This window comes from Pseudomonas trivialis (genome assembly GCF_001439805.1).
Taxonomy (GTDB): Bacteria; Pseudomonadota; Gammaproteobacteria; order Pseudomonadales; family Pseudomonadaceae; genus Aquipseudomonas; species Aquipseudomonas trivialis.
The window spans coordinates 215,689-238,371 of sequence record NZ_JYLK01000006.1; the positions used below are offsets into that span (position 1 = coordinate 215,689).

22 protein-coding genes are annotated in these 22,683 nt (G+C 62.9%); 15 read left to right on the forward strand and 7 right to left on the reverse strand.

What is annotated here, in order from left to right; genetic code table 11:
* The first annotated feature begins 14 nt into the window (after positions 1-14).
* The 6 genes from puuE (at position 15) to TU79_RS11765 (ending at position 5,460) form a co-directional block, all read left to right on the forward strand.
* Positions 15-941 (forward strand): allantoinase PuuE, encoded by a 927-nt coding sequence (gene puuE, locus TU79_RS11740; RefSeq protein ID WP_057008123.1) that lies wholly within the window; start codon positions 15-17, stop codon positions 939-941.
* Complete coding sequence (gene uraD / locus TU79_RS11745; RefSeq protein ID WP_057008124.1) at positions 938-1,453, forward strand: 2-oxo-4-hydroxy-4-carboxy-5-ureidoimidazoline decarboxylase; 516 nt, start codon at positions 938-940, stop codon at positions 1,451-1,453. The genes puuE and uraD overlap by 4 nt, the downstream gene beginning before the upstream one ends.
* A gap of 40 nt (positions 1,454-1,493) precedes the next feature.
* On the forward strand, positions 1,494-2,489 hold the full coding sequence (alc, locus tag TU79_RS11750) for an allantoicase (protein ID WP_057008125.1): 996 nt from the start codon (positions 1,494-1,496) through the stop codon (positions 2,487-2,489).
* A gap of 56 nt (positions 2,490-2,545) precedes the next feature.
* Positions 2,546-3,049 carry an ureidoglycolate lyase gene (locus TU79_RS11755; protein WP_057008126.1) on the forward strand — a complete coding sequence of 168 codons (504 nt, stop codon included), beginning with the start codon at positions 2,546-2,548 and terminating at the stop codon, positions 3,047-3,049.
* Between the two features lie 51 nt (positions 3,050-3,100).
* Entirely contained in the window at positions 3,101-4,384 is a 1,284-nt protein-coding gene (locus TU79_RS11760; RefSeq protein WP_057008127.1) for a urate hydroxylase PuuD, read from the forward strand.
* A gap of 290 nt (positions 4,385-4,674) precedes the next feature.
* A complete protein-coding gene (locus TU79_RS11765; protein ID WP_057008128.1) occupies positions 4,675-5,460 on the forward strand; it encodes an outer membrane protein OmpK in 786 nt (261 codons plus the stop codon).
* Here TU79_RS11765 and TU79_RS11770 read toward each other — a convergent pair.
* Both TU79_RS11770 and TU79_RS11775 read right to left on the reverse strand, forming a co-directional pair.
* Positions 5,444-6,592: a patatin-like phospholipase family protein gene (locus tag TU79_RS11770; RefSeq protein ID WP_057008129.1), complete on the reverse strand. Its 1,149-nt coding sequence runs from the start codon at positions 6,590-6,592 to the stop codon at positions 5,444-5,446. The two genes, TU79_RS11765 and TU79_RS11770, sit on opposite strands and share 17 nt — an antisense overlap.
* A 30-nt stretch (positions 6,593-6,622) precedes the next feature.
* A complete protein-coding gene (locus tag TU79_RS11775) occupies positions 6,623-7,558 on the reverse strand; it encodes a lipid A biosynthesis lauroyl acyltransferase (protein ID WP_057008130.1) in 936 nt (311 codons plus the stop codon).
* Positions 7,559-7,676: 118 nt separating this feature from the next.
* Between TU79_RS11775 and minC the strand changes: the two genes are divergently transcribed.
* The 6 genes from minC to TU79_RS11805 all read left to right on the forward strand — a co-directional run bounded on the left by minC (position 7,677) and on the right by TU79_RS11805 (position 14,095).
* Positions 7,677-8,414 (forward strand): septum site-determining protein MinC, encoded by a 738-nt coding sequence (gene minC / locus TU79_RS11780; protein WP_057008131.1) that lies wholly within the window; start codon positions 7,677-7,679, stop codon positions 8,412-8,414.
* Between the two features lie 199 nt (positions 8,415-8,613).
* Positions 8,614-9,426, forward strand: coding sequence for a septum site-determining protein MinD (gene minD / locus TU79_RS11785; RefSeq protein WP_057008132.1), 813 nt, complete (start codon positions 8,614-8,616; stop codon positions 9,424-9,426).
* A 3-nt stretch (positions 9,427-9,429) separates the two neighbouring features.
* Entirely contained in the window at positions 9,430-9,684 is a 255-nt protein-coding gene (gene minE, locus TU79_RS11790) for a cell division topological specificity factor MinE (RefSeq protein WP_003175252.1), read from the forward strand.
* Positions 9,685-9,780: 96 nt separating this feature from the next.
* Positions 9,781-10,416 (forward strand): RluA family pseudouridine synthase, encoded by a 636-nt coding sequence (locus TU79_RS11795; RefSeq protein WP_057008133.1) that lies wholly within the window; start codon positions 9,781-9,783, stop codon positions 10,414-10,416.
* A gap of 112 nt (positions 10,417-10,528) precedes the next feature.
* On the forward strand, positions 10,529-11,818 hold the full coding sequence (locus TU79_RS11800; RefSeq protein WP_057008134.1) for a M18 family aminopeptidase: 1,290 nt from the start codon (positions 10,529-10,531) through the stop codon (positions 11,816-11,818).
* Between the two features lie 105 nt (positions 11,819-11,923).
* Positions 11,924-14,095, forward strand: a complete 2,172-nt coding sequence (locus TU79_RS11805) for a mechanosensitive ion channel family protein (protein ID WP_057008135.1) — start codon at positions 11,924-11,926, stop codon at positions 14,093-14,095.
* A gap of 106 nt (positions 14,096-14,201) precedes the next feature.
* Here TU79_RS11805 and TU79_RS11810 read toward each other — a convergent pair whose 3' ends face one another.
* The 5 genes from TU79_RS11810 to TU79_RS11830 all read right to left on the reverse strand — a co-directional run bounded on the left by TU79_RS11810 (position 14,202) and on the right by TU79_RS11830 (position 19,123).
* On the reverse strand, positions 14,202-14,423 hold the full coding sequence (locus tag TU79_RS11810; RefSeq protein WP_057008136.1) for an MbtH family protein: 222 nt from the start codon (positions 14,421-14,423) through the stop codon (positions 14,202-14,204).
* 82 nt (positions 14,424-14,505) lie between these two features.
* Positions 14,506-15,906 (reverse strand): aspartate aminotransferase family protein, encoded by a 1,401-nt coding sequence (locus tag TU79_RS11815; RefSeq protein WP_057008137.1) that lies wholly within the window; start codon positions 15,904-15,906, stop codon positions 14,506-14,508.
* Positions 15,907-16,220: 314 nt separating this feature from the next.
* Positions 16,221-16,988 carry an N-acetylmuramoyl-L-alanine amidase gene (locus tag TU79_RS11820; RefSeq protein ID WP_057008138.1) on the reverse strand — a complete coding sequence of 256 codons (768 nt, stop codon included), beginning with the start codon at positions 16,986-16,988 and terminating at the stop codon, positions 16,221-16,223.
* 120 nt (positions 16,989-17,108) lie between these two features.
* The gene (locus tag TU79_RS11825; RefSeq protein WP_057008139.1) at positions 17,109-18,431 is read right to left on the reverse strand and encodes an ATP-binding protein; all 1,323 of its coding nucleotides are present in this window, start codon (positions 18,429-18,431) and stop codon (positions 17,109-17,111) included.
* A complete protein-coding gene (locus tag TU79_RS11830; protein ID WP_057008140.1) occupies positions 18,428-19,123 on the reverse strand; it encodes a response regulator in 696 nt (231 codons plus the stop codon). Before TU79_RS11830 ends, TU79_RS11825 begins: the two co-directional genes overlap by 4 nt.
* Before the next feature lie 178 nt (positions 19,124-19,301).
* On the opposite strand from TU79_RS11830, the gene dsbD reads away from it, so the two are divergent.
* Genes dsbD through dsbG form a run of 3 tightly spaced genes read left to right on the forward strand, consistent with a single transcriptional unit; the run spans position 19,302 to position 22,608 of the window.
* Positions 19,302-21,026 carry a protein-disulfide reductase DsbD gene (gene dsbD / locus TU79_RS11835; RefSeq protein ID WP_057008141.1) on the forward strand — a complete coding sequence of 575 codons (1,725 nt, stop codon included), beginning with the start codon at positions 19,302-19,304 and terminating at the stop codon, positions 21,024-21,026.
* Positions 21,026-21,871, forward strand: coding sequence for a TlpA disulfide reductase family protein (locus TU79_RS11840; protein WP_057008142.1), 846 nt, complete (start codon positions 21,026-21,028; stop codon positions 21,869-21,871). Before dsbD ends, TU79_RS11840 begins: the two co-directional genes overlap by 1 nt.
* The gene (gene dsbG / locus TU79_RS11845) at positions 21,847-22,608 is read left to right on the forward strand and encodes a thiol:disulfide interchange protein DsbG (RefSeq protein ID WP_057008143.1); all 762 of its coding nucleotides are present in this window, start codon (positions 21,847-21,849) and stop codon (positions 22,606-22,608) included. The genes TU79_RS11840 and dsbG overlap by 25 nt, the downstream gene beginning before the upstream one ends.
* Positions 22,609-22,683: the final 75 nt, after the last annotated feature.

Genomic DNA, 22,683 nt, shown 5'->3' on the forward strand with positions numbered 1-22,683 from the left:
GAAGGAACACAGCAGTGAGCGCTGACTACCCACGCGACCTGATCGGTTACGGCAGTAACCCTCCTCACCCCCGCTGGCCGGGCAAGGCACGCATCGCGCTGTCGTTCGTGCTCAACTACGAAGAAGGGGGCGAGCGCAATATCCTGCACGGTGACAAAGAGTCCGAAGCCTTCCTCTCGGAGATGGTCTCGGCCCAGCCGCTGCAGGGCGCGCGCAACATGAGCATGGAGTCGCTGTACGAATACGGCAGCCGTGCCGGCGTGTGGCGCATCCTCAAGTTGTTCAGGCAGTTTGATATTCCGCTGACCATCTTTGCCGTGGCCATGGCCGCCCAGCGCCACCCGGACGTGATCCGCGCAATGGTCGACGCCGGCCACGAAATCTGCAGCCACGGCTACCGCTGGATCGACTACCAGTACATGGACGAGGCCCAGGAGCGCGAGCACCTGCGCGAAGCGATCCGCATCCTTACCGAGCTGACCGGCGAACGCCCGCTGGGCTGGTACACCGGCCGCACCGGCCCCAACACCCGGCGGCTGGTGATGGAAGAAGGCGGTTTTCTGTACGACTGCGATACCTACGACGACGACCTGCCCTATTGGGAGCCGAACACCCCCACCGGCAAGCCGCACCTGGTGATCCCCTACACCCTCGACACCAACGACATGCGCTTTACCCAGGTGCAGGGTTTCAACAAGGGCGATGACTTTTTCGAGTACCTCAAGGACGCCTTCGACGTGCTGTATGCCGAAGGCGCCGAGGCCCCGAAAATGTTGTCCATCGGCCTGCACTGCCGCCTGATCGGCCGCCCGGCGCGCCTGGCCGCGCTGCAGCGGTTTATCGAATACGTCAAAGGCCATGAACAGGTGTGGTTCACCCGTCGCGTCGATATCGCGCGACACTGGCATGCCACCCACCCGTACACGGGAGCCGCAAAATGACCGCGTTCAGTACGCTGAAACCCTCGGCCCTGAGCCGCGAAGCCTTCGTCGCCGCCTTCGCCGATATCTATGAGCACTCGCCCTGGGTGGCCGAAAAGGCCTACGACCTGGGCCCGGATGCGTCCATCGACCAGATTGAAACCCTGCACCAGCGCATGAGCGCTATCCTGCTCAGCGCCGATCATGCCAGCCAGTTGGCCCTGATCAACGCACACCCGGACCTGGCCGGCAAAGCCGCCGTCCAGGGCCAGTTGACCGAAGCCAGCACGAATGAACAGGCCGGCGCCGGTATTCACCACTGCACGGCCGAAGAGTTTTCTCGCTTCACCGAGCTGAACGAGGCCTACAAGACCAAGTTCAGGTTTCCCTTCATCATGGCGGTAAAAGGCAGCAACCGGCACCAGATCCTCGCCGCGTTCGAAACGCGCATTCATCACTCGGCCGACACCGAATTCAAATGCGCACTGGACGAGATCAACAAGATCGCGCTGTTCCGTTTACTCACCCTCTGAAGACCCGCCCCAGCCACTCAATTCAAGGCAGACAAGAAGAATGAAAGCTCACGCCGTACCTTTCGAAAAATTCGTCAACCTCGCCGATGCCCGCCTGGGCACCCGAATTCTTTCGGTGACCGATGACTGGTTCGCCGACGCCAACCGCCTGTTCCAGCCGACCCCGGCCGTGTGGAAGGAGGGCGTGTTCGATGACAACGGCAAGTGGATGGACGGCTGGGAATCACGCCGCAAGCGCTTCGAGGGCTACGACAGCGCGGTGATTCAACTCGGCGTGCCCGGTTCGATCAAGGGCGTGGACATCGACACCTCATTCTTCACCGGCAACTACCCACCGTCGGCGTCCCTCGAAGCGTGCTTCCTCGCAAGCGGCGAGCCGGATGACAACACCCAGTGGGTTGAGATCCTGTCGGCCGTGGAGCTACAGGGCAACAGCCATCACTTCCATGAAATCAACAACGACCAGGCGTTCAGCCACCTGCGCTTCAATATTTACCCGGATGGCGGCGTGGCCCGTCTGCGGGTGTACGGCGTGCCGTTCCGCGACTGGTCGGCGGTGGGCGACAACGAACAGCTCGACCTGGCCGCAGCCTTGAATGGCGGTCGCGCGCTGGCCTGTTCCGATGAACATTTCGGGCGCATGAGCAACATCCTCAACCCGGGCCGTGGCGTCAACATGGGCGACGGCTGGGAAACCGCGCGTCGGCGCACGCCCGGCAATGACTGGGTGATCGTCGCTCTGGGCCATGCCGGCGTGATCGAAAAAATCATCGTCGACACCCTGCACTTCAAGGGCAACTACCCGGACACCTGCTCGATCCAGGGCGCTTTCGTCAAGGGCGGCACCGACAGCCAGATCGAAACCCAGTCACTGTTCTGGCGCGAACTGCTGCCGGCGCAGAAGCTGGAAATGCACGCCGAGCATGAGTTTGCCGAGCAGATCAAGGCATTGGGGCCGATTACCCACATTCGCTTGAATGTGTTCCCGGATGGTGGGGTGAGTCGCCTGCGGGTACTGGGCAAAGTCGCCAAGTAAGCGGTGAACCCAATCGCGCCAGACCAAACAACACAGCATTCGGATAAGAGACAGCCATGCGCACACTGATGATCGAACCCCTGACCAAAGAAGCCTTCGCCCCTTTCGGTGACGTTATCGAAACCGACGGCAGCGATCACTTCATGATCAACAACGGGTCGACCCTGCGCTTTCACAAGCTGGCAACGGTAGAAACCGCCCAGCCTGAAGACCACGCGATCATCAGCATCTTCCGCGCCGACGCGCAGGACATGCCCATGACCGTGTGCATGCTGGAGCGACACCCGCTGGGCAGCCAGGCCTTCATTCCGCTGCTCGGCAACCCCTTTCTGATCGTGGTCGCGCCAGTTGGCGATGCACCTGTATCGGGCTTGGTCCGCGCCTTCGTCACCAACGGCAGGCAGGGCATCAATTACCATCGCGGCGTCTGGCACCACCCGGTGCTGACGATCGAAAAGCGGGATGACTTCCTGGTGGTTGATCGCAGTGGCACAGGCAATAACTGCGATGAGCATTTTTTCCAAGAGGATGAGCGGTTGATCCTCGCCCCCCACCAATAAGAGAAGGCCGGATCACCCGACAACAAGGGTGACAGGCGAGAGGTAAAGACTGTGGAAGCACATCTGTTGGAATGGCTGAACCTCAGCGTGCGCTGGGTTCACATGATCACCGGCGTCGCCTGGATCGGCGCTTCTTTCTACTTTGTCTGGCTGGAAAACAACCTCAACCGCGTCAACCCCAGGGACGGCCTGGCCGGCGACCTGTGGGCGATCCACGGTGGCGGCATCTATCACCTGGAAAAATACAAACTGGCCCCGCCGACCATGCCGGACAACCTGCACTGGTTCAAGTGGGAAGCCTATTTCACCTGGATGTCGGGCGTTGCGCTGCTGTGCGTGGTGTTCTACTGGAACCCCACCTTGTACCTGCTGGCGCCAGGCAGCAGCCTCAGCGGCACCGAAGGCGTGTTGCTGGGCATCGGCTCGCTGTTTGCCGGCTGGTTCATCTACTCGTTTCTCTGCGACTCGGCCCTGGGCAAGCGCCCCGCCCTGCTCGGCCTGATCCTGTTCGTGCTGTTGATTGCAGCGGCCTACGGCTTCAGCAAGGTCTTCAGTGGCCGTGGCGCCTACCTGCACGTGGGTGCGGTGATCGGCACGATCATGGTGGGCAACGTGTTCCGCATCATCATGCCCGCCCAGCGCGCACTGGTGGCGGCCATCGCCGAACACCGCACACCCGACCCGGCGCTGCCGGCCAAGGGCTTGCTGCGCTCGCGCCACAACAACTACTTCACCTTGCCGGTGCTGTTCATCATGATCAGCAACCACTTCCCGAGCACCTACGGCAGCCAGTACAACTGGCTGATCCTGGCGGGGATTGCGGTGGCGGCCGTGCTGGTGCGGCATTACTTCAACACCCGACACAACAGCCAGAAGTACGCATGGACCTTACCGGTGGGTGCCCTGGCGATGATTTGCCTGGCGTACGTGACCGGGCCCAAGCCAGCGGTGGACGTAGCCAAGTCGCCGGCTGCCATCGAGTACCAGCCGTTGCCGGAAACCGCGCTGGGCGGTGGTTTGAAACCCGCCGCTCCCGCCGCACCGCCTGCCGAACCGACACCGGCCCAGGCCACCATCGATTTCGGCCAGGTGCACAGCGTGATCGAACAACGCTGCACCGTGTGCCATTCGGCCAGGCCCACCAGCCCCTTGTTCAGCACTGCGCCAGCCGGGGTGATGTTCGACACCCCGGCGCAGATCCAGCAGCAGGCCGCACGCATCCAGGCACAGGCCATCGCCAGCCCGATCATGCCGCTGGGCAACATCACCCAGATGACCCAGCAGGAGCGGGATTTGATCGGCACCTGGATCAGCCAGGGCGCGCGCATCAACTGACAGGCTGACGCCAATCCAATGGGAGGGGGCTTGCTCCCTCCCACAGGGAAAGTGTTGTGCGCTGATGAAGCGCAATGCGTGACGCGTGCGCCGCAACGGCGCACTTGAGCCCAGGTGCGCGAGTCAGTATTCTCCGCGCCCGCTCGAATTGATTGCCACTGCCTGCCTTGGCGCGGCTCTTGCTATCAGTATCAAAGCTGACCGATCAGACGATTTTTGCAGCGAACCCCAAGGCGCCACACCAGAGCGCCATTAGCAGAAACACACCACCTTAAACTCGGGAGCACCGAATGAAACCTATGTTCAAAGGCCTGATGCTGGCAGGATCCCTGCTGGCCGGCGGCCAGGCCATGGCCGATGATTTGCTGCAGTGGCAGAACAACAGCCTGACCTACCTGTGGGGCAAAAACTTTACGGTCAACCCGCAGATCCAGCAAACCGTGACCTTCGAACATGCCGACGCCTGGAAATACGGCGACAACTTCTTCTTCCTCGACCGCATCTTTTATAACGGCAAGGAAGACGGCAACGTCGGCCCGAACACCTACTACGGTGAGTTCAGCCCGCGCCTGTCATTCGGCAAGATTCTGCACAAGGACCTGTCGCTGGGCCCGATCAAGGACGTGTTGCTGGCCTTCACCTACGAGTTCGGCGAAGGCGATAACGAGTCCTACCTGCTCGGCCCGGCCTTTGATTTGAACATCCCGGGTTTCGACTATTTCCAGCTGAACGTCTACCAGCGCCAGACCGAAGGCAATCGCCCGGGTGACGGTGTCTGGCAGATCACACCGGTGTGGGCCTACACCCTGCCGGTGGGTAATTCGAACATCCTGATTGATGGTTTCATCGACTGGGTCGTGGACAACGACCGTAACGCCCGCGGCACCTACCACGCCAACCTGCACTTCAACCCGCAGGTTAAATACGACCTGGGCAAGGCGCTGCACTGGGGCGAAAAGCAGCTGTACGTCGGTTTCGAGTACGACTACTGGAAGAACAAATACGGCATCGAAGATTCCGGCGCGTTCAAGACCACCCAGGACACGGCAAGCTTTTTGGTCAAGTATCACTTCTAAACGTTGATGGGGGCAGGCCGAGGAATCGCGTGATTTCCTCGCGCTTGGCCAACGCATCGCGCCTGCCCAACTCAATCAACTCGCTGCAATACCCCGCCTCGAACAACAAGTAACTCAACACCCCCGCCCCACTTGTCTTCGTCGCTCCCGGCCCCTTCAGAAACACTCGCAGCGCCGCCGGCAACTCTTGCCGATGCCGTGCGGCAATTTCATCCAGCGGCTGGCTGGGCGCGATCACCAGCACCTCCACTGCCGCAACGCCAGGCGCGGCATGGCTGAACTGGTTCAAGCGTTCCAGCAGTTCGATATCACTCTCCAGGCTGTCGATGAACGTGCTGTTGAGCAGATGCCCGCCGATCTGCGCCAGGGTCGGTTGCTGACCGGTGAAGCTGCGCGGCATTGAGGGTTCATGGCTGCGAGGGTTGCCGCTGACACCCACCACCAGCACCCGACTGGCGCCCAGGTGCAGCGCCGGACTGATCGGGGCGGATTGACGCACCGCGCCGTCGCCGAAGAATTCCTCGTCGAGTTTTACCGGGGCGAACAGCAAGGGGATCGCGGAGCTTGCCAGCAGGTGTTCGACGGTCAGTTGCGTGGGGACGCCGATGCGCCGATGGCGCAGCCAGGACTCAATGGTGCCGCCACCCTGATAGAAGGTCACCGCTTGCCCGGATTCATAACCGAAAGCCGTCACCGCGACGGCATGCAGGTGCCTGTTGCGGATCGCCTCATTGATGCCCGGCAAGTGCAGTTTGTCCTGCAACAAATCGCGCAGGGGCGAGCTGTCGAGCAAGGCCACCGGAAATTGCCGGCCAATGCCGAGCAGGCTGTGGATGAAAAACCGACTGGCCTGGCGAACGACCCCGGGCCAGTCGCTGCGCACCACCTGATGGCTGCCAACACCCTGCCAGAACGCCGTAAGCCGTTGGATCGCCGCGCGAAAATCCATCGCGCCACTGGCCAGGCTCACCGCATTGATTGCCCCGGCCGAGGTGCCGACGATTACCGGAAACGGATTGGGCGCACCGGGCGGCAACAGCTCGGCAATCGCCGCCAGTACCCCCACCTGATAGGCCGCTCGCGCCCCGCCGCCGGAAAGAATCAAGCCTGTGACCGGTTCGGCTGGACGCATTGCATCACTCCATGGTGGGGAAAACGGCGGTTATCGACGACGTTTTTCGTACAGCTTGGGCTCGCCCGGTGGCCGGCTCTTGAAGCGGCGATGGGTCCACAAATATTGCTCGGGGCATTCACGCACTGCGGCTTCGACCCACTGATTGATGCGCAGGCCGTCGACTTCATCGCTCTCGCCGGGGAAATCGGTCAATGGCGCGTGGATCACCAGACGATAGCCGCTGCCGTCGGCCAGACGCTCCTGGGTGAACGGCACCACCAGCGCCTTGCCCAGTTTGGCGAACTTGCTGGTGGCGGTCACGGTGGCGGCCTGGATGCCGAACAGCGGCACGAAAACGCTCTGCTTGGCGCCATAGTCCTGGTCGGGCGCGTACCAGATGGCGCGCCCGGCGCGCAGCAGCTTGAGCATGCCGCGCACGTCTTCGCGCTCCACCGCCAGCGAGTCGAGGTTGTGCCGCTCGCGGCCACGGCGCTGGATATAGTCGAACAGCGGGTTGCCGTGCTCGCGGTACATGCCGTCGATGGTGTGCTTCTGGCCAAGCAGGGCGGCGCCGATTTCCAGGGTGGTGAAGTGCAGGGCCATGAGGATCACGCCCTTGCCCTCCCGTTGCGCCTGCTTGAGGTGTTCAAGCCCTTCGACGTGGGCCAGGCGCGCCAGCCGCTGGCGCGACCACCACCAGCTCATGGCCATTTCGAAGAAGGCGATGCCGGTGGAGGCGAAGTTTTCCTTGAGCAGGCGCTTGCGCTCCTGGGCGGTCTTGTGCGGGAAACACAGCTCAAGGTTGCGCGCGGCGATGCGGCGACGCTCGCCGGCCACGCGGTACATGCCCGCGCCCAGCAGGCGACCAATGGTCAGCAGCGCGCGGTACGGCAATTGGGTGACCAGCCACAGCAGGCCGAGCCCCAGCCATAACAGCCAAAAACGCGGGTGAAAAAATGCAGCTCGAAAACGCGGGCGATCCATTACAGATTCCGGTAAAGACAGGGCCGCGCATTCTACAACGGTTCGACTCGGCTTGCGGCCAGTGGATGTTCTCGTTATAAGTCTCGACACTTTTCGTGACAAGCCGCTTTTGCCGACCATGAGCCAAACCGAACCGCTAGACCAAGATCCCGTGTTCCAGCTGAAAGGCAGCATGCTCGCCATCACTGTGCTGGAACTGGCCCGCAACGACCTCGACGCCCTGGACCGCCAGCTCGCCGCCAAGGTCGCCCTCGCGCCGAACTTCTTCAACAATGCCCCGCTGGTGCTGGCCCTGGACAAACTGCCCGCCGGCCAGGGCGCTGTCGACCTGCCCGGCCTGATGCGCGTCTGCCGCTCCCACGGCTTGCGCACCCTGGCGATTCGCGCCAGCCGGATCGAAGACATTGCCGCGGCCATCGCAATTGAATTGCCCGTACTGCCACCGTCCGGCGCGCGCGAGCGTGCGCTGGATCCAGGCGAAGGCGAGGTGAAGAAAAAACCGGAAAAACCGGCGGAACCACTGATCAGGCCTACAAAGATCATCACCACCCCCGTACGCGGCGGGCAGCAGATTTACGCCCAGGGCGGCGACCTTGTTGTAGTCTCCTCGGTCAGCCCCGGCGCGGAACTTCTCGCCGATGGCAACATCCATGTATACGGTCCGATGCGCGGCCGTGCACTTGCCGGCATCAAGGGTGATACCAGGGCCCGTATTTTCTGCCAGCAGTTGACCGCTGAGCTGGTATCCATCGCGGGTCAGTACAAGGTTGCCGAAGATTTACGCCGCGACCCGCTGTGGGGCGCCGGGGTCCAGGTCAGCCTGTCGGGCGATGTGTTGAACATCACCCGTCTTTAACGGATACTGCCGCATTTTCCAAGCATCTCTAGACTCTGATAGCAAAGCGAAACCGGCAATACTTGCGTAGGAATAACTGAAAGTTGGCGTCCCCCGTGGAAACCGAGTCTTTTTCCTGCACAGGCTGTCCGCCTGCAGCGAGTTCCAAGAGATGTTTTTCAGGGGCTGAAAAGTCCTTTTTCCTTAGGGGTGAAACACCTTGGCCAAGATTCTCGTGGTTACATCCGGCAAGGGTGGTGTGGGTAAGACCACCACCAGCGCCGCTATCGGTACCGGCCTCGCACTGCGCGGCCACAAGACAGTCATCGTCGACTTCGACGTCGGTTTGCGTAACCTCGACCTGATCATGGGTTGCGAGCGCCGCGTGGTGTACGACTTCGTCAACGTGGTAAACGGCGAAGCCAACCTGCAGCAGGCCCTGATCAAGGACAAGCGTCTTGAGAACCTGTACGTGCTGGCCGCCAGCCAGACCCGTGACAAGGACGCGCTGACCAAGGAAGGCGTGGGCAAAGTCCTCGCCGAACTGAAGGAAACCTTCGAATACGTGGTGTGCGACTCCCCGGCCGGTATCGAAACCGGTGCTCACCTGGCGATGTACTTCGCCGATGAAGCCATTGTGGTCACCAACCCGGAAGTGTCCTCGGTACGTGACTCGGACCGCATGCTCGGCCTGCTGGCCAGCAAGTCCCAGCGCGCCGAGAAAGGCGAAGAGCCGATCAAGGAACACCTGCTGCTCACCCGCTACAACCCTGAGCGCGTCAGCAATGGCGAAATGCTCGGCGTGGAAGACGTCAAGGACATCCTCGCAGTGACCCTGCTGGGTGTAATCCCGGAATCCCAGGCGGTGCTCAAGGCTTCCAACCAGGGCGTGCCGGTGATTCTCGATGACCAGAGCGACGCCGGCCAGGCCTACAGCGATGCGGTTGACCGCCTGCTGGGCAAGACCGTTGACCATCGCTTCCTCGACGTCAAGAAGAAGGGATTCTTCGAGCGTATCTTCGGAGGCAATTGAACAATGAAATTTCTCGACTTCTTTCGCGCCAACAAAAAGCCAAGTACCGCGTCGGTCGCGAAAGAGCGTCTACAGATCATCGTGGCGCACGAACGCGGCCAACGCAGCACCCCGGACTACCTGCCAGCCTTGCAGAAGGAACTGGTTGAAGTGATCCGCAAGTACGTCAATATCGGCAACGATGACGTGCATGTCGCCCTGGAAAATGACGGCAGTTGCTCGATTCTGGAACTCAATATCACCCTGCCCGATCGTTGATCGAACAGGCAGCCGCTGCGGCGGCTCGGTCACCTTGATCCCTGTGCGGGAACCGGGTGGTCGAGCCGCCGTTGGCGTTTGTTACGAGGCTGTTTAATGCCGCTGTCCAACATCCATATCCTGCATCAGGATGCCGCCGTCCTGGTGGTGAACAAACCGACCCTGCTGCTCTCGGTGCCCGGTCGGGCCGACGACAACAAGGATTGCCTGATCACCCGCCTGCAGGAAAACGGCTACCCCGAAGCGCGCATCGTGCATCGCCTGGATTGGGAAACCTCGGGGATCATCCTGCTGGCGCGGGACGCGGATTCCCATCGCGAACTGTCTCGCCAGTTTCACGACCGCGAAACAGAAAAAGCCTACACCGCCCTGGCCTGGGGCCAGCCGGCGCTGGACAGCGGCAGCATCGACCTGCCCCTGCGCTATGACCCACCGACCAAACCGCGCCACGTGGTGGACCACGAATTCGGCAAGCACGCGCTGACCTTCTGGAAGGTGCTGGAACGTTGCGGCGACTGGTGCCGTGTGGAACTGACGCCGATCACCGGGCGCTCGCACCAGTTGCGCGTGCATATGCTTTCCATCGGCCACCCATTGCTCGGGGATGGCCTGTATGCCCACGCGCAAGCCCTGGCCGCATGGCCGCGCCTGTGCCTGCATGCGAGCATGCTGAGCTTTACGCATCCGCAAAGTGGCGAGCGCTTGCGCTTCGAGTGCCCTGCGCCGTTCTAAAGCTGCAAATGCATTAAAAATGTGGGAGGTGGGCTTGCCCCCGCCCACATTTGTACTGTGCACTTCTGACCATCGAACGGTAAACTCCGCGCATTGCTGTCTGGAGCTATTTATGCGCGAAGCGTTGAATCAAGGCCTGATCGACTTTCTCAAGGCCTCCCCTACTCCCTTTCATGCTACTGCCGCCCTCGCCCAGCGCCTGGAAGCGGCCGGCTACCAGCGTCTCGACGAGCGCGACACGTGGACCACCGAGGTCAACGGTCGCTACTACGTCACCCGTAACGATTCCTCGATCATCGCCTTCAAGCTCGGCCGTCAGTCGCCGCTGCAGGACGGCATCCGCATGGTCGGCGCCCACACCGACAGCCCGTGCCTGCGCGTGAAACCTCAGCCCGAGCTGCAACGCCAGGGCTTCTGGCAGTTGGGTGTGGAAGTCTACGGCGGCGCACTGCTGGCGCCGTGGTTCGACCGCGACCTGTCACTGGCCGGCCGCGTGACCTTCCGCCGCGACGGCAAGGTCGAAAGCCAGTTGATCGACTTCAAACTGCCGATCGCCATCATTCCCAATCTGGCCATTCACCTGAACCGAGAAGCCAACCAGGGCTGGACGATCAATGCCCAGACCGAACTGCCGCCGATCCTTGCGCAGTTTGCCGGTGACGAGCGTGTGGACTTCCGCGCCGTGCTCACCGATCAACTGGCCCGCGAACATGGCTTGAACGCCGATGTGGTGCTCGACTACGAGCTGAGTTTCTACGACACCCAAAGCGCGGCCGTGATTGGCCTGCACGGCGACTTCATCGCCGGCGCGCGCCTGGACAACCTGCTGTCGTGCTACGCCGGCCTGCAGGCCCTGCTCACCAGCGACAGCGACGAAACCTGCGTGCTGGTGTGCAACGACCACGAAGAAGTCGGCTCCTGCTCGGCTTGCGGTGCCGATGGCCCGATGCTCGAACAGACCCTGCGCCGCCTGTTGCCCGAAGGCGAAGAGTTCGTGCGCACCCTCCAGAAATCCCTGCTGGTGTCGGCGGACAACGCCCACGGCGTGCACCCCAACTATGCCGAAAAGCACGACGCCAACCACGGTCCCAAGCTCAATGCCGGCCCGGTGATCAAGGTCAACAGCAACCAGCGCTACGCCACCAACAGCGAAACCGCAGGCTTCTTCCGCCACCTGTGCATGGCCCAGGAAGTGCCGGTGCAGAGCTTCGTGGTGCGCAGCGACATGGGCTGCGGCTCGACCATCGGCCCGATCACCGCGAGCCACCTGGGTGTGCGCACCGTGGACATCGGCCTGCCGACATTCGCCATGCATTCGATCCGCGAACTGTGCGGCAGCCATGACCTGGCGCATCTGGTGAAGGTACTCGGCGCGTTCTACACCAGTCGCGACCTGCCCTGATGTGGAAGGGGGCTCGCTCCCTTCCCACTTTTCCCGCCAAACTGGCTGAATGCCGCGTGCAATCGTACACTCGGTCAATCCGTCGTTCTCAAGGTTGACCGCCTCGTGCTTTCCCGTCTGTTCGCCCTGCCCTGCTACCTGTTGATCGCCCTACTCACTCTGCTGCCGCTCTCATCTGCACAGGCCGTGGGCCTGCCCGGCCTCTTGGGCAGTGGCACCAAGACCCAACCCCAGGCAGAAGTGCCGTTGGGCCAGTCGCTCGACGAGGTGATCAAGACCCTGGAAAACGACCAGCAGCGCACCCAACTGCTGAGCGACCTGAAGAAACTGCGGGCCGCCACGCAAAAGGCCCAGCCGGTGGCCGAGCAAGGCGTGCTGGGGTTGATCGGCAGTACGTTGACGGGCCTCGAATCACAATTCTCCGGGGCTGACAGCCCATTGGGGCGTTGGTCCAGTGAAGTCGATCAGGCCAGGGACGAATTGAGCGCCCTGATGCTACCGGCCACTGAATGGCTGCCAATCATCTTCGGTTTTGCCTTGATCCTCGCGGTGTGGAGTCTGCTGGCTGCCGCGCTGATCTGGCTGAGCCACCGGTTGCGCGAGCGCTTTGGCCTGCCCGAGGAACTGCCGCAACACCCGCGCACCTGGGACATGCTGCGCTTCGCCCTGCGCAAGCTCGGTCCGTGGCTGATCGCGTTGGTGATCACCGTGTACCTGAGCTACGCGCTGCCCTCGTCGCTGGGTAAATCCCTGGCGATGGTGCTGGCCTATGCGTTGGTGGTGGGCACCTGTTTCTCGGCGATCTGCGTGATTGCCTTTTCCCTGCTCGACGGACCGCATCGCCATCGCGCGCTGTACATCCTGCGCCATCAAGCGTTCCGCCCGCTGTGGCTGATCGGCAGTTTCGCTGCCTTCGGCGAGGCCCTGAGCGACCCGCGCATGATGCAGGCGCTGGGACAGCACCTGGCCCACACCGCCGCGACCGTGGCCAATGTGATGGCCGCGCTGTCCACCGGCGTGTTTATCCTGCGCTTTCGCCGGCCGATTGCGCACCTGATCCGCAACCAGCCGCTGTCACGCCGCCTCAATCGCCGCGCCATCAGCGACACCCTGTCGATCATCGGCTCGTTCTGGTACCTCCCGGCGCTGCTGCTGGTGGGCATCTCGCTATTTGCCACGTTTCTGTCTGCCGGCGACACCAGCACCGCCCTGCGCCAATCGTTGCTGTGCACGGTGTTGCTGGTGTTGTGCATGGTCATCAACGGCCTGGTACGCCGGCACGCCCTCAAGCCGCTGCGCGGGCACAAGCGCCATGCGCTGTACTCCGAGCGCCTGAAAAACTTCGTCTACACCCTGGCCCACCTGGCGGTGTGGCTGGTGTTCATCGAACTGGGCCTGCGGGTATGGGGCCTGTCGCTGATCCGCTTTACCGAAGGCGATGGCCATGAAATCAGCGTCAAGCTGTTCGGCCTGGGCGGCACGCTGCTGTTCGCCTGGCTGATCTGGATCCTCAGCGACACCGCGATTCACCACGCCCTGACCCGCTCGCGCAAGGGCCTGGCCAATGCGCGTGCGCAGACCATGATGCCGTTGATCCGCAACGTGCTGTTCGTGACCATCTTCATCATCGCGGCCATCGTCGCCCTGGCGAACATGGGCATGAACGTCACGCCGCTGCTGGCCGGTGCCGGTGTGATCGGCCTGGCCATCGGTTTTGGCGCGCAGTCGCTGGTGGCGGACCTGATCACCGGCCTGTTCATCATCATCGAAGACTCCCTGGCCATCGATGACTACGTGGACGTCGGTGGTCACCTTGGCACGGTCGAAGGCCTGACCATCCGCACCGTGCGCCTGCGCGACATTGATGGCATCGTGCACACCATCCCGTTCAGCGAAATCAAGAGCATCAAGAACTACTCGCGCGAGTTCGGCTACGCGATCTTCCGTGTGGCGATCCCCTACAACATGGAAATCGACGATGCGATCAAGCTGATGCGCGATGTCGGCCAGAAGATGCGCAACGACCCGCTGCAACGGCGCAATATCTGGTCGCCGCTGGAGATTCAGGGGGTGGAGAGTTTCGAGTCGGGCAGCGCGATCCTGCGCGCGCGGTTCAAGACCGCGCCGATCAAGCAATGGGAAGTGTCGCGAGCGTTCAATCTGGCGCTCAAGCGGCAGTTGGACGAGGCCGGAATGGATCTGGCGACGCCGCGCTTGAGTGTGCAGGTAGTGACGGCGGGATTGGAAAAAGACAAGTCGCAAGGCAGCGCGAATTAAACGGTGGGCGGGGCTTGCTCCCGATGGCTGAGTGTCAGCCGCTGCATGCATTGCTGACCCACCGCTATCGGGAGCAAGCCCCCTCCCACATTTTGATCTGAGGTGCTTAGGCCAACGCGGCGCCATCCATTTTCTGGCGCAGGCTCAACGGGCGCATGTCGGTCCAGGTTTCTTCGATGTAAGCCAGGCACTCCTTCTTGAAACCGCTCTTGCCCACGGTACGCCAGCCTTCCGGCACGGCTTTGTAGTCAGGCCAGATGGAATACTGTTCTTCGTGGTTGACCACTACCTGAAACAGGATGTCGTCGCGGTCAAATACTGAGGTCATTGCTGTTCTCCATCGCTCAAAGGCTGGCTGCGCACCACGCGCAGCGCTGATATCTGTAGAAACGTACCGGCCGTGTAAAAAATTAGAGGCCGGCGACGGCCGCTGCCAGGGCGCGGCCGAAGATGTCGGCCACGCGGTCGACCTCGGCGGCGGTAATCACCAGCGGCGGCAGAAAGCGCACCACGCTGCCATGGCGCCCGCCCAGTTCCAGAATCAACCCCCGCTTGAGGCATTCGCGCTGCACCAGTGGCGCCAACTGGCGATGCACCGGCGGGTGACCCTGGCTATCGGGCGCGCCGTGCGGGTCGACCAGCTCCACCCCCAGCATCAGCCCGCGACCGCGAATATCGCCCAGGTGCGGGTAATCGCGCTGCAGGATGCGCAGGTGCTCGCCGAGGCGCTCGCCCATGGCCGTCGCGTGGGCCGGCAGGTCGTGTTCCTTGAGGTAGCGCATCACCGCCGACCCCGCCGCCATGGCCATCTGATTGCCGCGAAACGTACCGGCATGGGCGCCCGGCAGCCAGGTGTCGAGCCAGTCGCGATACACCACCACCGCCAGCGGCAGGCTGCCGCCGATGGCCTTGGACAGCACCACCACGTCGGGGATGATGCCTGCGTGTTCGAAGGCGAACATCTTGCCGGTGCGGCCAAACCCGCTCTGGATTTCATCGACAATCAACGCGACCCCCGCCTGCCGGGTGATGCGGCGCAGGCCGCGCAGCCAGTCGAGGTCGGCCGGGATCACACCGCCTTCGCCCTGCACCACTTCGACAATGACCGCCGCCGGCAGCAACACCCCGGCTTCGGGATCGTTGAGCAGGTTTTCCAGGTAATGCAGGTTGACCCGCACACCCTCCGCGCCGCCCAGCCCGAACGGGCAACGGTAGTCATAGGGGTAAGGCAGAAATTGCACACCATTGCCGAGCAAGGCGCCCAAGGGTTTTTTCGGCCCCAGGCTGCCCATCAGGCTCAGCGCGCCCTGGCTCATGCCGTGGTAACCGCCCTGGAACGACAGCACCGTGCCGCGCCCGGTGGCGGTGCGCACCAGCTTCAACGCCGCTTCCACCGCATCAGTGCCGGTGGGGCCGCAGAACTGGATTTTCGCTTCCTGCGCCAGCTCGGGCGGCAGCAGGCCGAACAGGTCCTGCACGAACTGATCCTTGACCGGCGTGGTGAGGTCCAGGGTGTGCAACGGCAACTCATCGGCCAGCACTTGCTGGATCGCCTCGATCACCACCGGGTGGTTATGCCCCAACGCCAGTGTGCCGGCGCCGGCGAGGCAATCGATAAAGCTGCGGCCTTCAACGTCTTCCACGTAAATGCCCTTGGCGCGCTTGAGCGCCAGGGGAATACGCCGGGGGTAGCTGCGGGCGTTGGATTCCTGTTGGCGCTGGCGGGCCAGGAGTGGGGTTTCGTCGAACTGGTAGAGCGTTTCGGCGGGGTGCGCCGGGGTGGTTTCGATACGACTGGTAGCGACTGACATCTTTCGAATCCCTCAATACGCTGTTTGGTTGCTTGAGTTGGAAACGCATGAGGGTGGGGGGGATTTAGGGGGCTTTTCGGTTAGTTGGGCGCATATCCGATAGTTGGGTGAGCGGCGGCTTTAAGCAAACCCCCCTTGCCCCACCACTCGGCACCCCGCCTGCGTGCGGCCAGCGTGGTTGAAGGGGCGCCTGAGATCAAAAGCCGTGTGATATCCATCAGACCAATGGAGATCCCACATTTGGTCTTCGACGTGAACCGCCGCAAGGGCGGAACCCTAAGCCGCCGTGAGCTGAATAACGGATATACCCCCAATCAAAGCCCCCGATACTTCTCATTCAGGGCATACAAAATCGCACACGTCTCAGCATCCAGAACCCCACCATAATCGCGCCCGCGAAAATGCATCTGAAACGCCCGCGTGCGAAGCTCAAACGCTTGCCGGTTCGAAGCCGCCTTATACCCATACCGCTGAAACGCCCGCTCCACCTCCACTTCCGGCGGCAACCCCAGGTTGAAGCGCCGCTGATACATCATCCGGGTCGCCTCATCAAACCAGGCCCCCACCCCCGCCTCGAACAAACATCGCCACGGCAGCTGCGGCCCCGGATCACTCTTGCGCCAATACGCCACATCCGAATGCCCAAGAATGTCGGTCGGCCCCACGTGCGGATACCGCCCGAGCACATCGCGCATCAGCGCAATCAATACCTGCACCTGCTCCGGGGCATACGCAGGAAACGTGAACACACCCTTGTCATCCCGCGCCAGGTTGACAATCTCCACGCCAATCGAACGACTGTTGAGGTTGTCCCGCCCACCCCAATGACTCACCCCGGCATGCCACGCGCGCTGGTCTTCCTCCACCAGGCGAAACACGCGCAACTCGTCATACCCGGCAGCGCGATAGCCGGGTTCATGCGGGTCGGGCAACAGGTAGTGGGCGCTCACCCCATCCTGGGTAAGGGTGCGCAACGAGGAGGCAAACGGCGCGGCGGTGTAGTGCAGGATCACCTGCTGTACTCGCTCGCCGTTGCGCTGGTTGAAACCCGTAGCGGGGAAACTGCTGTCAATGACCAACATAAGAACCGTCCTTTTCAATACAGGCTGAATCGTTCAGCCCGTTCAAGCGCAAAGAAATTAACGCCATCCTGAAGGCTTGCACCCCAGGATGGCGGTAACTATCTGGCACCTGAAAAAGGATCAGCGCCGCAGCGGCATGCCCAGTTCGACGCGCAAACCATCCGGCTGACTGTCGAATGTCAATGAGCAGGAACAGCGCTGCACGATCGCCTGCACGATTGCCAGGCCCAGGCCACAGCCTTCGCTGTTGCCGTTGCGCCAGAAGCGCTGGGTCAGGTATTGCAGGTCTTCGCTGGAAATCTGCTTGCCATGGTCGCGCACGCGGAAGATCACGCTGTCGGCGGCGGTCAGCACGCTGAGTTCCACACGGGTGTCGGCCGGGGTATGGCGCAGGGCATTGTCGAGCAGGTTGCGCAGCGCGGCGACCGCCAGGCCCACCGGCATTTCCACCGGCGCGGCCGAGAGGTCGTCCGGCAGGATCAGGTCGATGCGCGTGTTGTCACCGGCATTCGCATCCTGAATCGCCAGCCTGGCGACGTCCTCGGCGCTGGACAGCACGCCATCATCGAACGACAGGCTGCCCTCCACCCGCGCCAGCAGCAGCAATTGCTCCAGCGTGCGGTGCAGGCGGTCGGCGCCCGCCTCGGCATGGGCCAGCGACTGGTCACGGGCCGCGCCGTCGGTCATGCGAGCCACCTGCAGGTGGGTCTTGATGGCCGTCAGCGGGCTGCGCAATTCGTGGGCGGCGTCGCCGGTGAGGCGGCGCTCGCGCTCAATGGTCTTGGCAATGCGCTGCAACAGTTGGTTCTGCGTGTCGAGCAGCGGTTTGAGCTCGCTGGGCAACGGGTGAATCTGCAGCGGTTCGAGGGAGTCGGCGCTGCGTCGCTTCAAGGCATCGCGCATGCGATTGAGCGGCAGCAGGCTCTGGCCGATGCCCAGCCACAACAGGCACAGGCAACCCAGCATCGCCGCCCCCACCGGCACCGAGGCCGCCAGCAGGATCGACGTGTTCAACGCTTCGCGCTCCGCATGGCGGTCGGCGGTGGTGATCAACAGGTCGCCACGACTGAGGGTGAAACTGCGCCAGGCCACGCCGTCGATCATCTGGTCACGAAAGCCGCTCTGGTGCGACTCCAGCCCCTCGTCCGGGGTGGTGTGGCTGCGCGCGAGCACTTCCCCGCGCAAGGAGCTGACCTGACAGGCCATGCCGCCGGGCACATGCAGGTGTTCGGCACTGAAGCGCGCGCCGCCGCTGACACTGGCCAGGCCCGGCATCTGCTCGGTCAGCCCCGCCACCATGCGCGCCGACGCGACCAGACGCTGGTCGAGGGAGAACATCATCTGGTTACGCAGGTCGTTGAGCATCCAGGTCGCCGCCAGCGCCCAGATCAGCACAAAAGCGGCGCCCAGCTTGAACGTCAGGCGCAGGCGCAGGCTTTTCACGAAACCTTGTCTCCCTCATCAGGACGACCTTCGTCGGCAGCGCCCAGGCGATAGCCGAGGCCGCGCACGGTCTCGACGATGCCATTGCCCAATTTGCGCCGCAGGTGATGGATATGCACATTGAGCGCGTTGCTTTCCAGCTCGTCGCTGAAGCCGTAGACACTGTCCTTGAGCTGCTCGCTGGAAAGTACCCGGCCCTTGTTGTGCAGCAAGGCCTGCAACAACGCCTGCTCGCGACGCGACAGATCCACCGGCTGGCCGCCGAGGAAGGTCTCGCGGCTGCTGGGGTCGTAGGCCAGACGGCCGTGCTCGATCAGGTTGACGCTGCGTCCCGCCACCCGGCGCAGCAGGGTTTGCAGGCGGGCGGCGAGTTCGCGCAGATCGAAGGGTTTGAGCAGGTAGTCGTCGGCACCGGCTTGCAGACCGTCGACACGATTGGTTACCGAATCCCGTGCGGTGAGGATCAGCACCGGGATTTCCAGGCCCTGGCTGCGCTGTTGCTGCAGCAGCTTGAGGCCGTCTTCGTCGGGCAGGCCGAGGTCGAGCACCATGATGTCGAACGCTGCGGCCTTGAGCATCGCCCGCGCCGCGCCGGCACTCGCCACGCGCTCCACGGTGAAGCCCTGGGCGGTGAGGCCGGCCACGATGCCGCTGGCGATCAGTTCATCGTCTTCACAGACCAGTACGTGCATGCTGAACCCTTCATGAAAGATGGCGTGATTAGAGAATGCAGGGATTAAGCGCGCATTATGCCGCCAATGTTCGCAACACCCGCTGATCCGTACACTCTAGAATAGCGCCCGGTTAATCATCGGTTAATCAACGCCACACATTGTGTGCCTCAACTTGTACTGGACTAAGGCTTGAACCATGCGGCATCTGTTTACCTTTCTATTGGTAATGCTCGCGGGATTCGCCCAGGCCGCGCCTGGCAACCCTTTCGACACCAAACCCGATTTCCTTCCGGTGGGCAAGGCGTTCACCTTTACTTCCGAGCGTCTGGAAAGTGGCGAGACCCAGCTGTATTGGCAGATTGCCGACGGTTATTACCTGTACCAGCAACGCATGAAGTTTGAGGGCCTGGCCGAAAAGCCGGCGCTGCCCAAGGGCGAGGCCCACAGTGATGAGTTCTTCGGCGAGCAGGAGGTGTATCGCCAGGGCCTGGAAGTGAAGATCCCTGCCGGCACCACCGGCCAGGTCAAGCTGGGCTGGCAGGGATGCGCCGATGCCGGTCTGTGCTACCCGCCGCAATCGATCACCGTCGACCTGGGCGGCAACCCGGCCGTAGCCGCCACCGCCCAGGCTCAGGACCAAAGCCTGGCCAGCGGCCTGCAAGAGCGCAGCCTGGGCTGGAGCTTGCTGGCGTTCTTCGGCCTGGGCCTGTTGCTGGCATTTGCCCCTTGCTCATTGCCGATGCTGCCGATTCTTGCGGGGCTGGTGGTGGGCAGTGGCGCAAGCCCGCGTCGTGGCCTGGCCCTGGCCGGCAGCTACGTGGTGTGCATGGCGCTGGTGTATGCCGCGCTGGGCGTGCTGGCCGCACTCGCCGGCGCCAACCTCGCCGCGTTGTTGCAAACCCCGTGGATCCTCGGCAGTTTCGCCGCCCTGTTTGTGATCCTCGCCCTGCCGATGTTCGGCTTCTTTGAACTGCAATTGCCAACCTGCCTGCGTGACCGCCTGGACAACGTCAGCCGCCAGCAAAGCGGTGGCAGCCTGGTGGGCGCCGGCATCCTCGGCGCCTTGTCCGGGCTGCTGGTGGGCCCGTGCATGACCGCGCCACTGGCCGGCGCGCTGCTCTATATCGCCCAGAGCGGCAATGCGCTGCATGGCGGTCTGATCCTGTTCGCCATGGGCATCGGCATTGGTGTGCCGCTGTTGCTGCTGGTGACCGTGGGCAACCGCTTCCTGCCCAAACCGGGCACCTGGATGAACGTGCTCAAGGGCATCTTCGGTTTCCTGTTTCTGGGCACGGCCGTGCTGATGATTCGCCCAGTGGTCGGCGACAGCCTGTGGCTTGGCCTGTGGGGCGCACTGGCGCTGGTGATGGCCTACTGCGGCTGGGGCCTGGCCCGTGAATACGGTCTGGCCGCCAAGGTATTTGGCGCCGGTTCCGTGGTGCTGGGCCTGTGGGGTGCGGTGCTGGTGGTGGGCGCAGCCGGTGGCAGCGACGACCTGTGGCAACCGTTGAGCGTCTACAGCGGCTCGCGCGCCGCTACCGCCGAGGCACACGACGCCTTCACCACGATCAACGACCCGGTCGCCCTGCAAAATCAACTCGACAGCGCCAGGGCCCAGGGCCAGTGGGTGCTGGTGGATTACTACGCCGACTGGTGCGTGTCGTGCAAGATCATGGAAAAACAGGTGTTCGGCAACGCCGAGGTGATGCAGGCCCTCAAGGACGTGCGCCTGCTGCGCCTGGACGTCACCGCCGACAACGCGGCCAGCCGCGAACTGCTCGGCCGCTACAAGGTGCCGGGGCCGCCAAGCTTCGTGTGGATCGGCCCCGACGGTGAAGAACGCCGCGCCCGGCGCATCACCGGTGAAGTCGACGCCGATGCCTTCCTGCAACGCTGGACTCAGACCCGGGACGCCCGCTGATGCTGACGCTGACCATTGGCACGTTCGCCATCGCCCTGAATCACATCCTGCTGATCAGCGCGCTGATTTTCGCCACCCTGGTGGGCTGGCGTGTGGCCAAGCGTGGTGGTGAGAACCCCGAGTCGGTGCTGTTCAGCCTGTTTCTGCTGGGCATGCTCGCCGCGCGGGTGAGCTTCGTGCTGATGTACTGGAGTGACTATCGCAACGACTGGCTGCAGGTGATCGACCTGCGCGACGGCGGTTTTCTCGCCTGGCCCGGCATCATCGTGCTGGTGCTCGCCGCCCTGGCGTACGGTTGGCGCCGTCCGCCCCTGCGCAAGCCACTGAGCGCGGGCGTCATCACCGGTCTGTTGTTCTGGGGCATCACCAGCCTGTCGCTGAACCTCTACGACAAGGGCTCGCAACTGCCGTCAATCACCCTGCGCACTGCCGATGGCCAGGAGGTACAACTCGCCGATTACAAGGGTGGCCCCCTGGTGATCAACCTGTGGGCCACCTGGTGCCCGCCGTGCCGCCGCGAAATGCCGGTGCTGGAACGCGCGCAACGCCAACGCCCCGACGTGACGTTCCTGTTCGTCAACCAGGCCGAAAGCATGCAGAGCGTCAGCACCTACCTCGCCACTCAGGGCCTGACCCTCGACAACGTGCTGTTCGACGCTGGCGGCAGCCTCGGCCAGGCCGTGGGTTCCATGGCCCTGCCGACCACCTTGTTCTACCAGGCCGACGGACGCCTGATCAACAGCCACCTCGGTGAATTGTCTCAGGCCAGTCTGGCCCGTGCCCTGGAACCCTTCGACACCGCCCCACAAAGGAAACCCACATGCCAAGCCTCCGCCACCTGCTGACCCTGCTGCCGTTGACGCTCGCCGCCGCCCTGGCCCAGGCCGAAGACTGGCCCGCGCCGATCAAGCAGATCGAAGCCAAGGGCGCCAGAATTCTCGGTAAATTCGACGCCCCCAGCGGCCTCACCGGCTACGCCGCGCAATACCAGAACCGTGGCATGGCGCTGTACCTGACCGCTGACGGCAACAGCGTGATCGCCGGCAACCTCTACGACGCCCAGGGCAATGACCTGAGCAGCGCGCCTCTGGACAAGCTGGTTTATGCGCCAATGGCCAAGGAAATCTGGGCCAAAATGGAAAAAAGCAGCTGGATCCAGGACGGCGACACAAACGCGCCGCGCATCGTCTATCTGTTCAGCGACCCCAACTGCCCCTACTGCAACATGTTCTGGGAACAGGCGCGTCCATGGGTGAAGGCCGGCAAAGTGCAGTTGCGCCACATCATGGTCGGCATCATCCGCGAAGACAGCGCCGCCAAGTCCGCCGCGCTGTTTGCCGCCAAGGACCCGCAAAAGGCCCTCGAAACACACGAGGCCGCCGGCAAGGGCAGCAAGTTGCAGGGGCTGGACAAGATACCGGCCGATATCGAGGCCAAACTCGATGCCAACATGAAGTTGATGGAAGAATTGGAGTTGCGGGCGACGCCGGCGATTTTCTACCGGGATGACAAGGGTGGGTTGCAACAACAGCAGGGCGCGCCTGCGCCGGACAAGCTGGTGAAGATTCTGGGTCCGAAATAAAATATCCGGTCGTTCCTCCGCACGAGGAGTGGCGTTATCAAAAAAGACCAATCCCGAAGTCGCCTCACCGTGCCC

What these genes read in the sequence shown, in the direction of transcription:
- uraD (WP_057008124.1), top strand. Translation starts at nt 938, where the DNA reads ATGACCGCGTTCAGTACGCTGAAACCCTCGGCCCTGAGCCGCGAAGCC.
- TU79_RS11840 (WP_057008142.1), top strand. Translation starts at nt 21,026, where the DNA reads ATGCTGACGCTGACCATTGGCACGTTCGCCATCGCCCTGAATCACATC.
- TU79_RS11765 (WP_057008128.1), top strand. Translation starts at nt 4,675, where the DNA reads ATGAAACCTATGTTCAAAGGCCTGATGCTGGCAGGATCCCTGCTGGCC.
- dsbD (WP_057008141.1), top strand. Translation starts at nt 19,302, where the DNA reads ATGCGGCATCTGTTTACCTTTCTATTGGTAATGCTCGCGGGATTCGCC.
- TU79_RS11795 (WP_057008133.1), top strand. Translation starts at nt 9,781, where the DNA reads ATGCCGCTGTCCAACATCCATATCCTGCATCAGGATGCCGCCGTCCTG.
- TU79_RS11830 (WP_057008140.1), bottom strand. Translation starts at nt 19,123, where the DNA reads ATGCACGTACTGGTCTGTGAAGACGATGAACTGATCGCCAGCGGCATC.
- TU79_RS11775 (WP_057008130.1), bottom strand. Translation starts at nt 7,558, where the DNA reads ATGGATCGCCCGCGTTTTCGAGCTGCATTTTTTCACCCGCGTTTTTGG.
- TU79_RS11755 (WP_057008126.1), top strand. Translation starts at nt 2,546, where the DNA reads ATGCGCACACTGATGATCGAACCCCTGACCAAAGAAGCCTTCGCCCCT.
- alc (WP_057008125.1), top strand. Translation starts at nt 1,494, where the DNA reads ATGAAAGCTCACGCCGTACCTTTCGAAAAATTCGTCAACCTCGCCGAT.
- TU79_RS11770 (WP_057008129.1), bottom strand. Translation starts at nt 6,592, where the DNA reads ATGCGTCCAGCCGAACCGGTCACAGGCTTGATTCTTTCCGGCGGCGGG.
- TU79_RS11800 (WP_057008134.1), top strand. Translation starts at nt 10,529, where the DNA reads ATGCGCGAAGCGTTGAATCAAGGCCTGATCGACTTTCTCAAGGCCTCC.
- minE (WP_003175252.1), top strand. Translation starts at nt 9,430, where the DNA reads ATGAAATTTCTCGACTTCTTTCGCGCCAACAAAAAGCCAAGTACCGCG.
- minC (WP_057008131.1), top strand. Translation starts at nt 7,677, where the DNA reads ATGAGCCAAACCGAACCGCTAGACCAAGATCCCGTGTTCCAGCTGAAA.
- TU79_RS11810 (WP_057008136.1), bottom strand. Translation starts at nt 14,423, where the DNA reads ATGACCTCAGTATTTGACCGCGACGACATCCTGTTTCAGGTAGTGGTC.
- dsbG (WP_057008143.1), top strand. Translation starts at nt 21,847, where the DNA reads ATGCCAAGCCTCCGCCACCTGCTGACCCTGCTGCCGTTGACGCTCGCC.
- TU79_RS11815 (WP_057008137.1), bottom strand. Translation starts at nt 15,906, where the DNA reads ATGTCAGTCGCTACCAGTCGTATCGAAACCACCCCGGCGCACCCCGCC.
- TU79_RS11820 (WP_057008138.1), bottom strand. Translation starts at nt 16,988, where the DNA reads ATGTTGGTCATTGACAGCAGTTTCCCCGCTACGGGTTTCAACCAGCGC.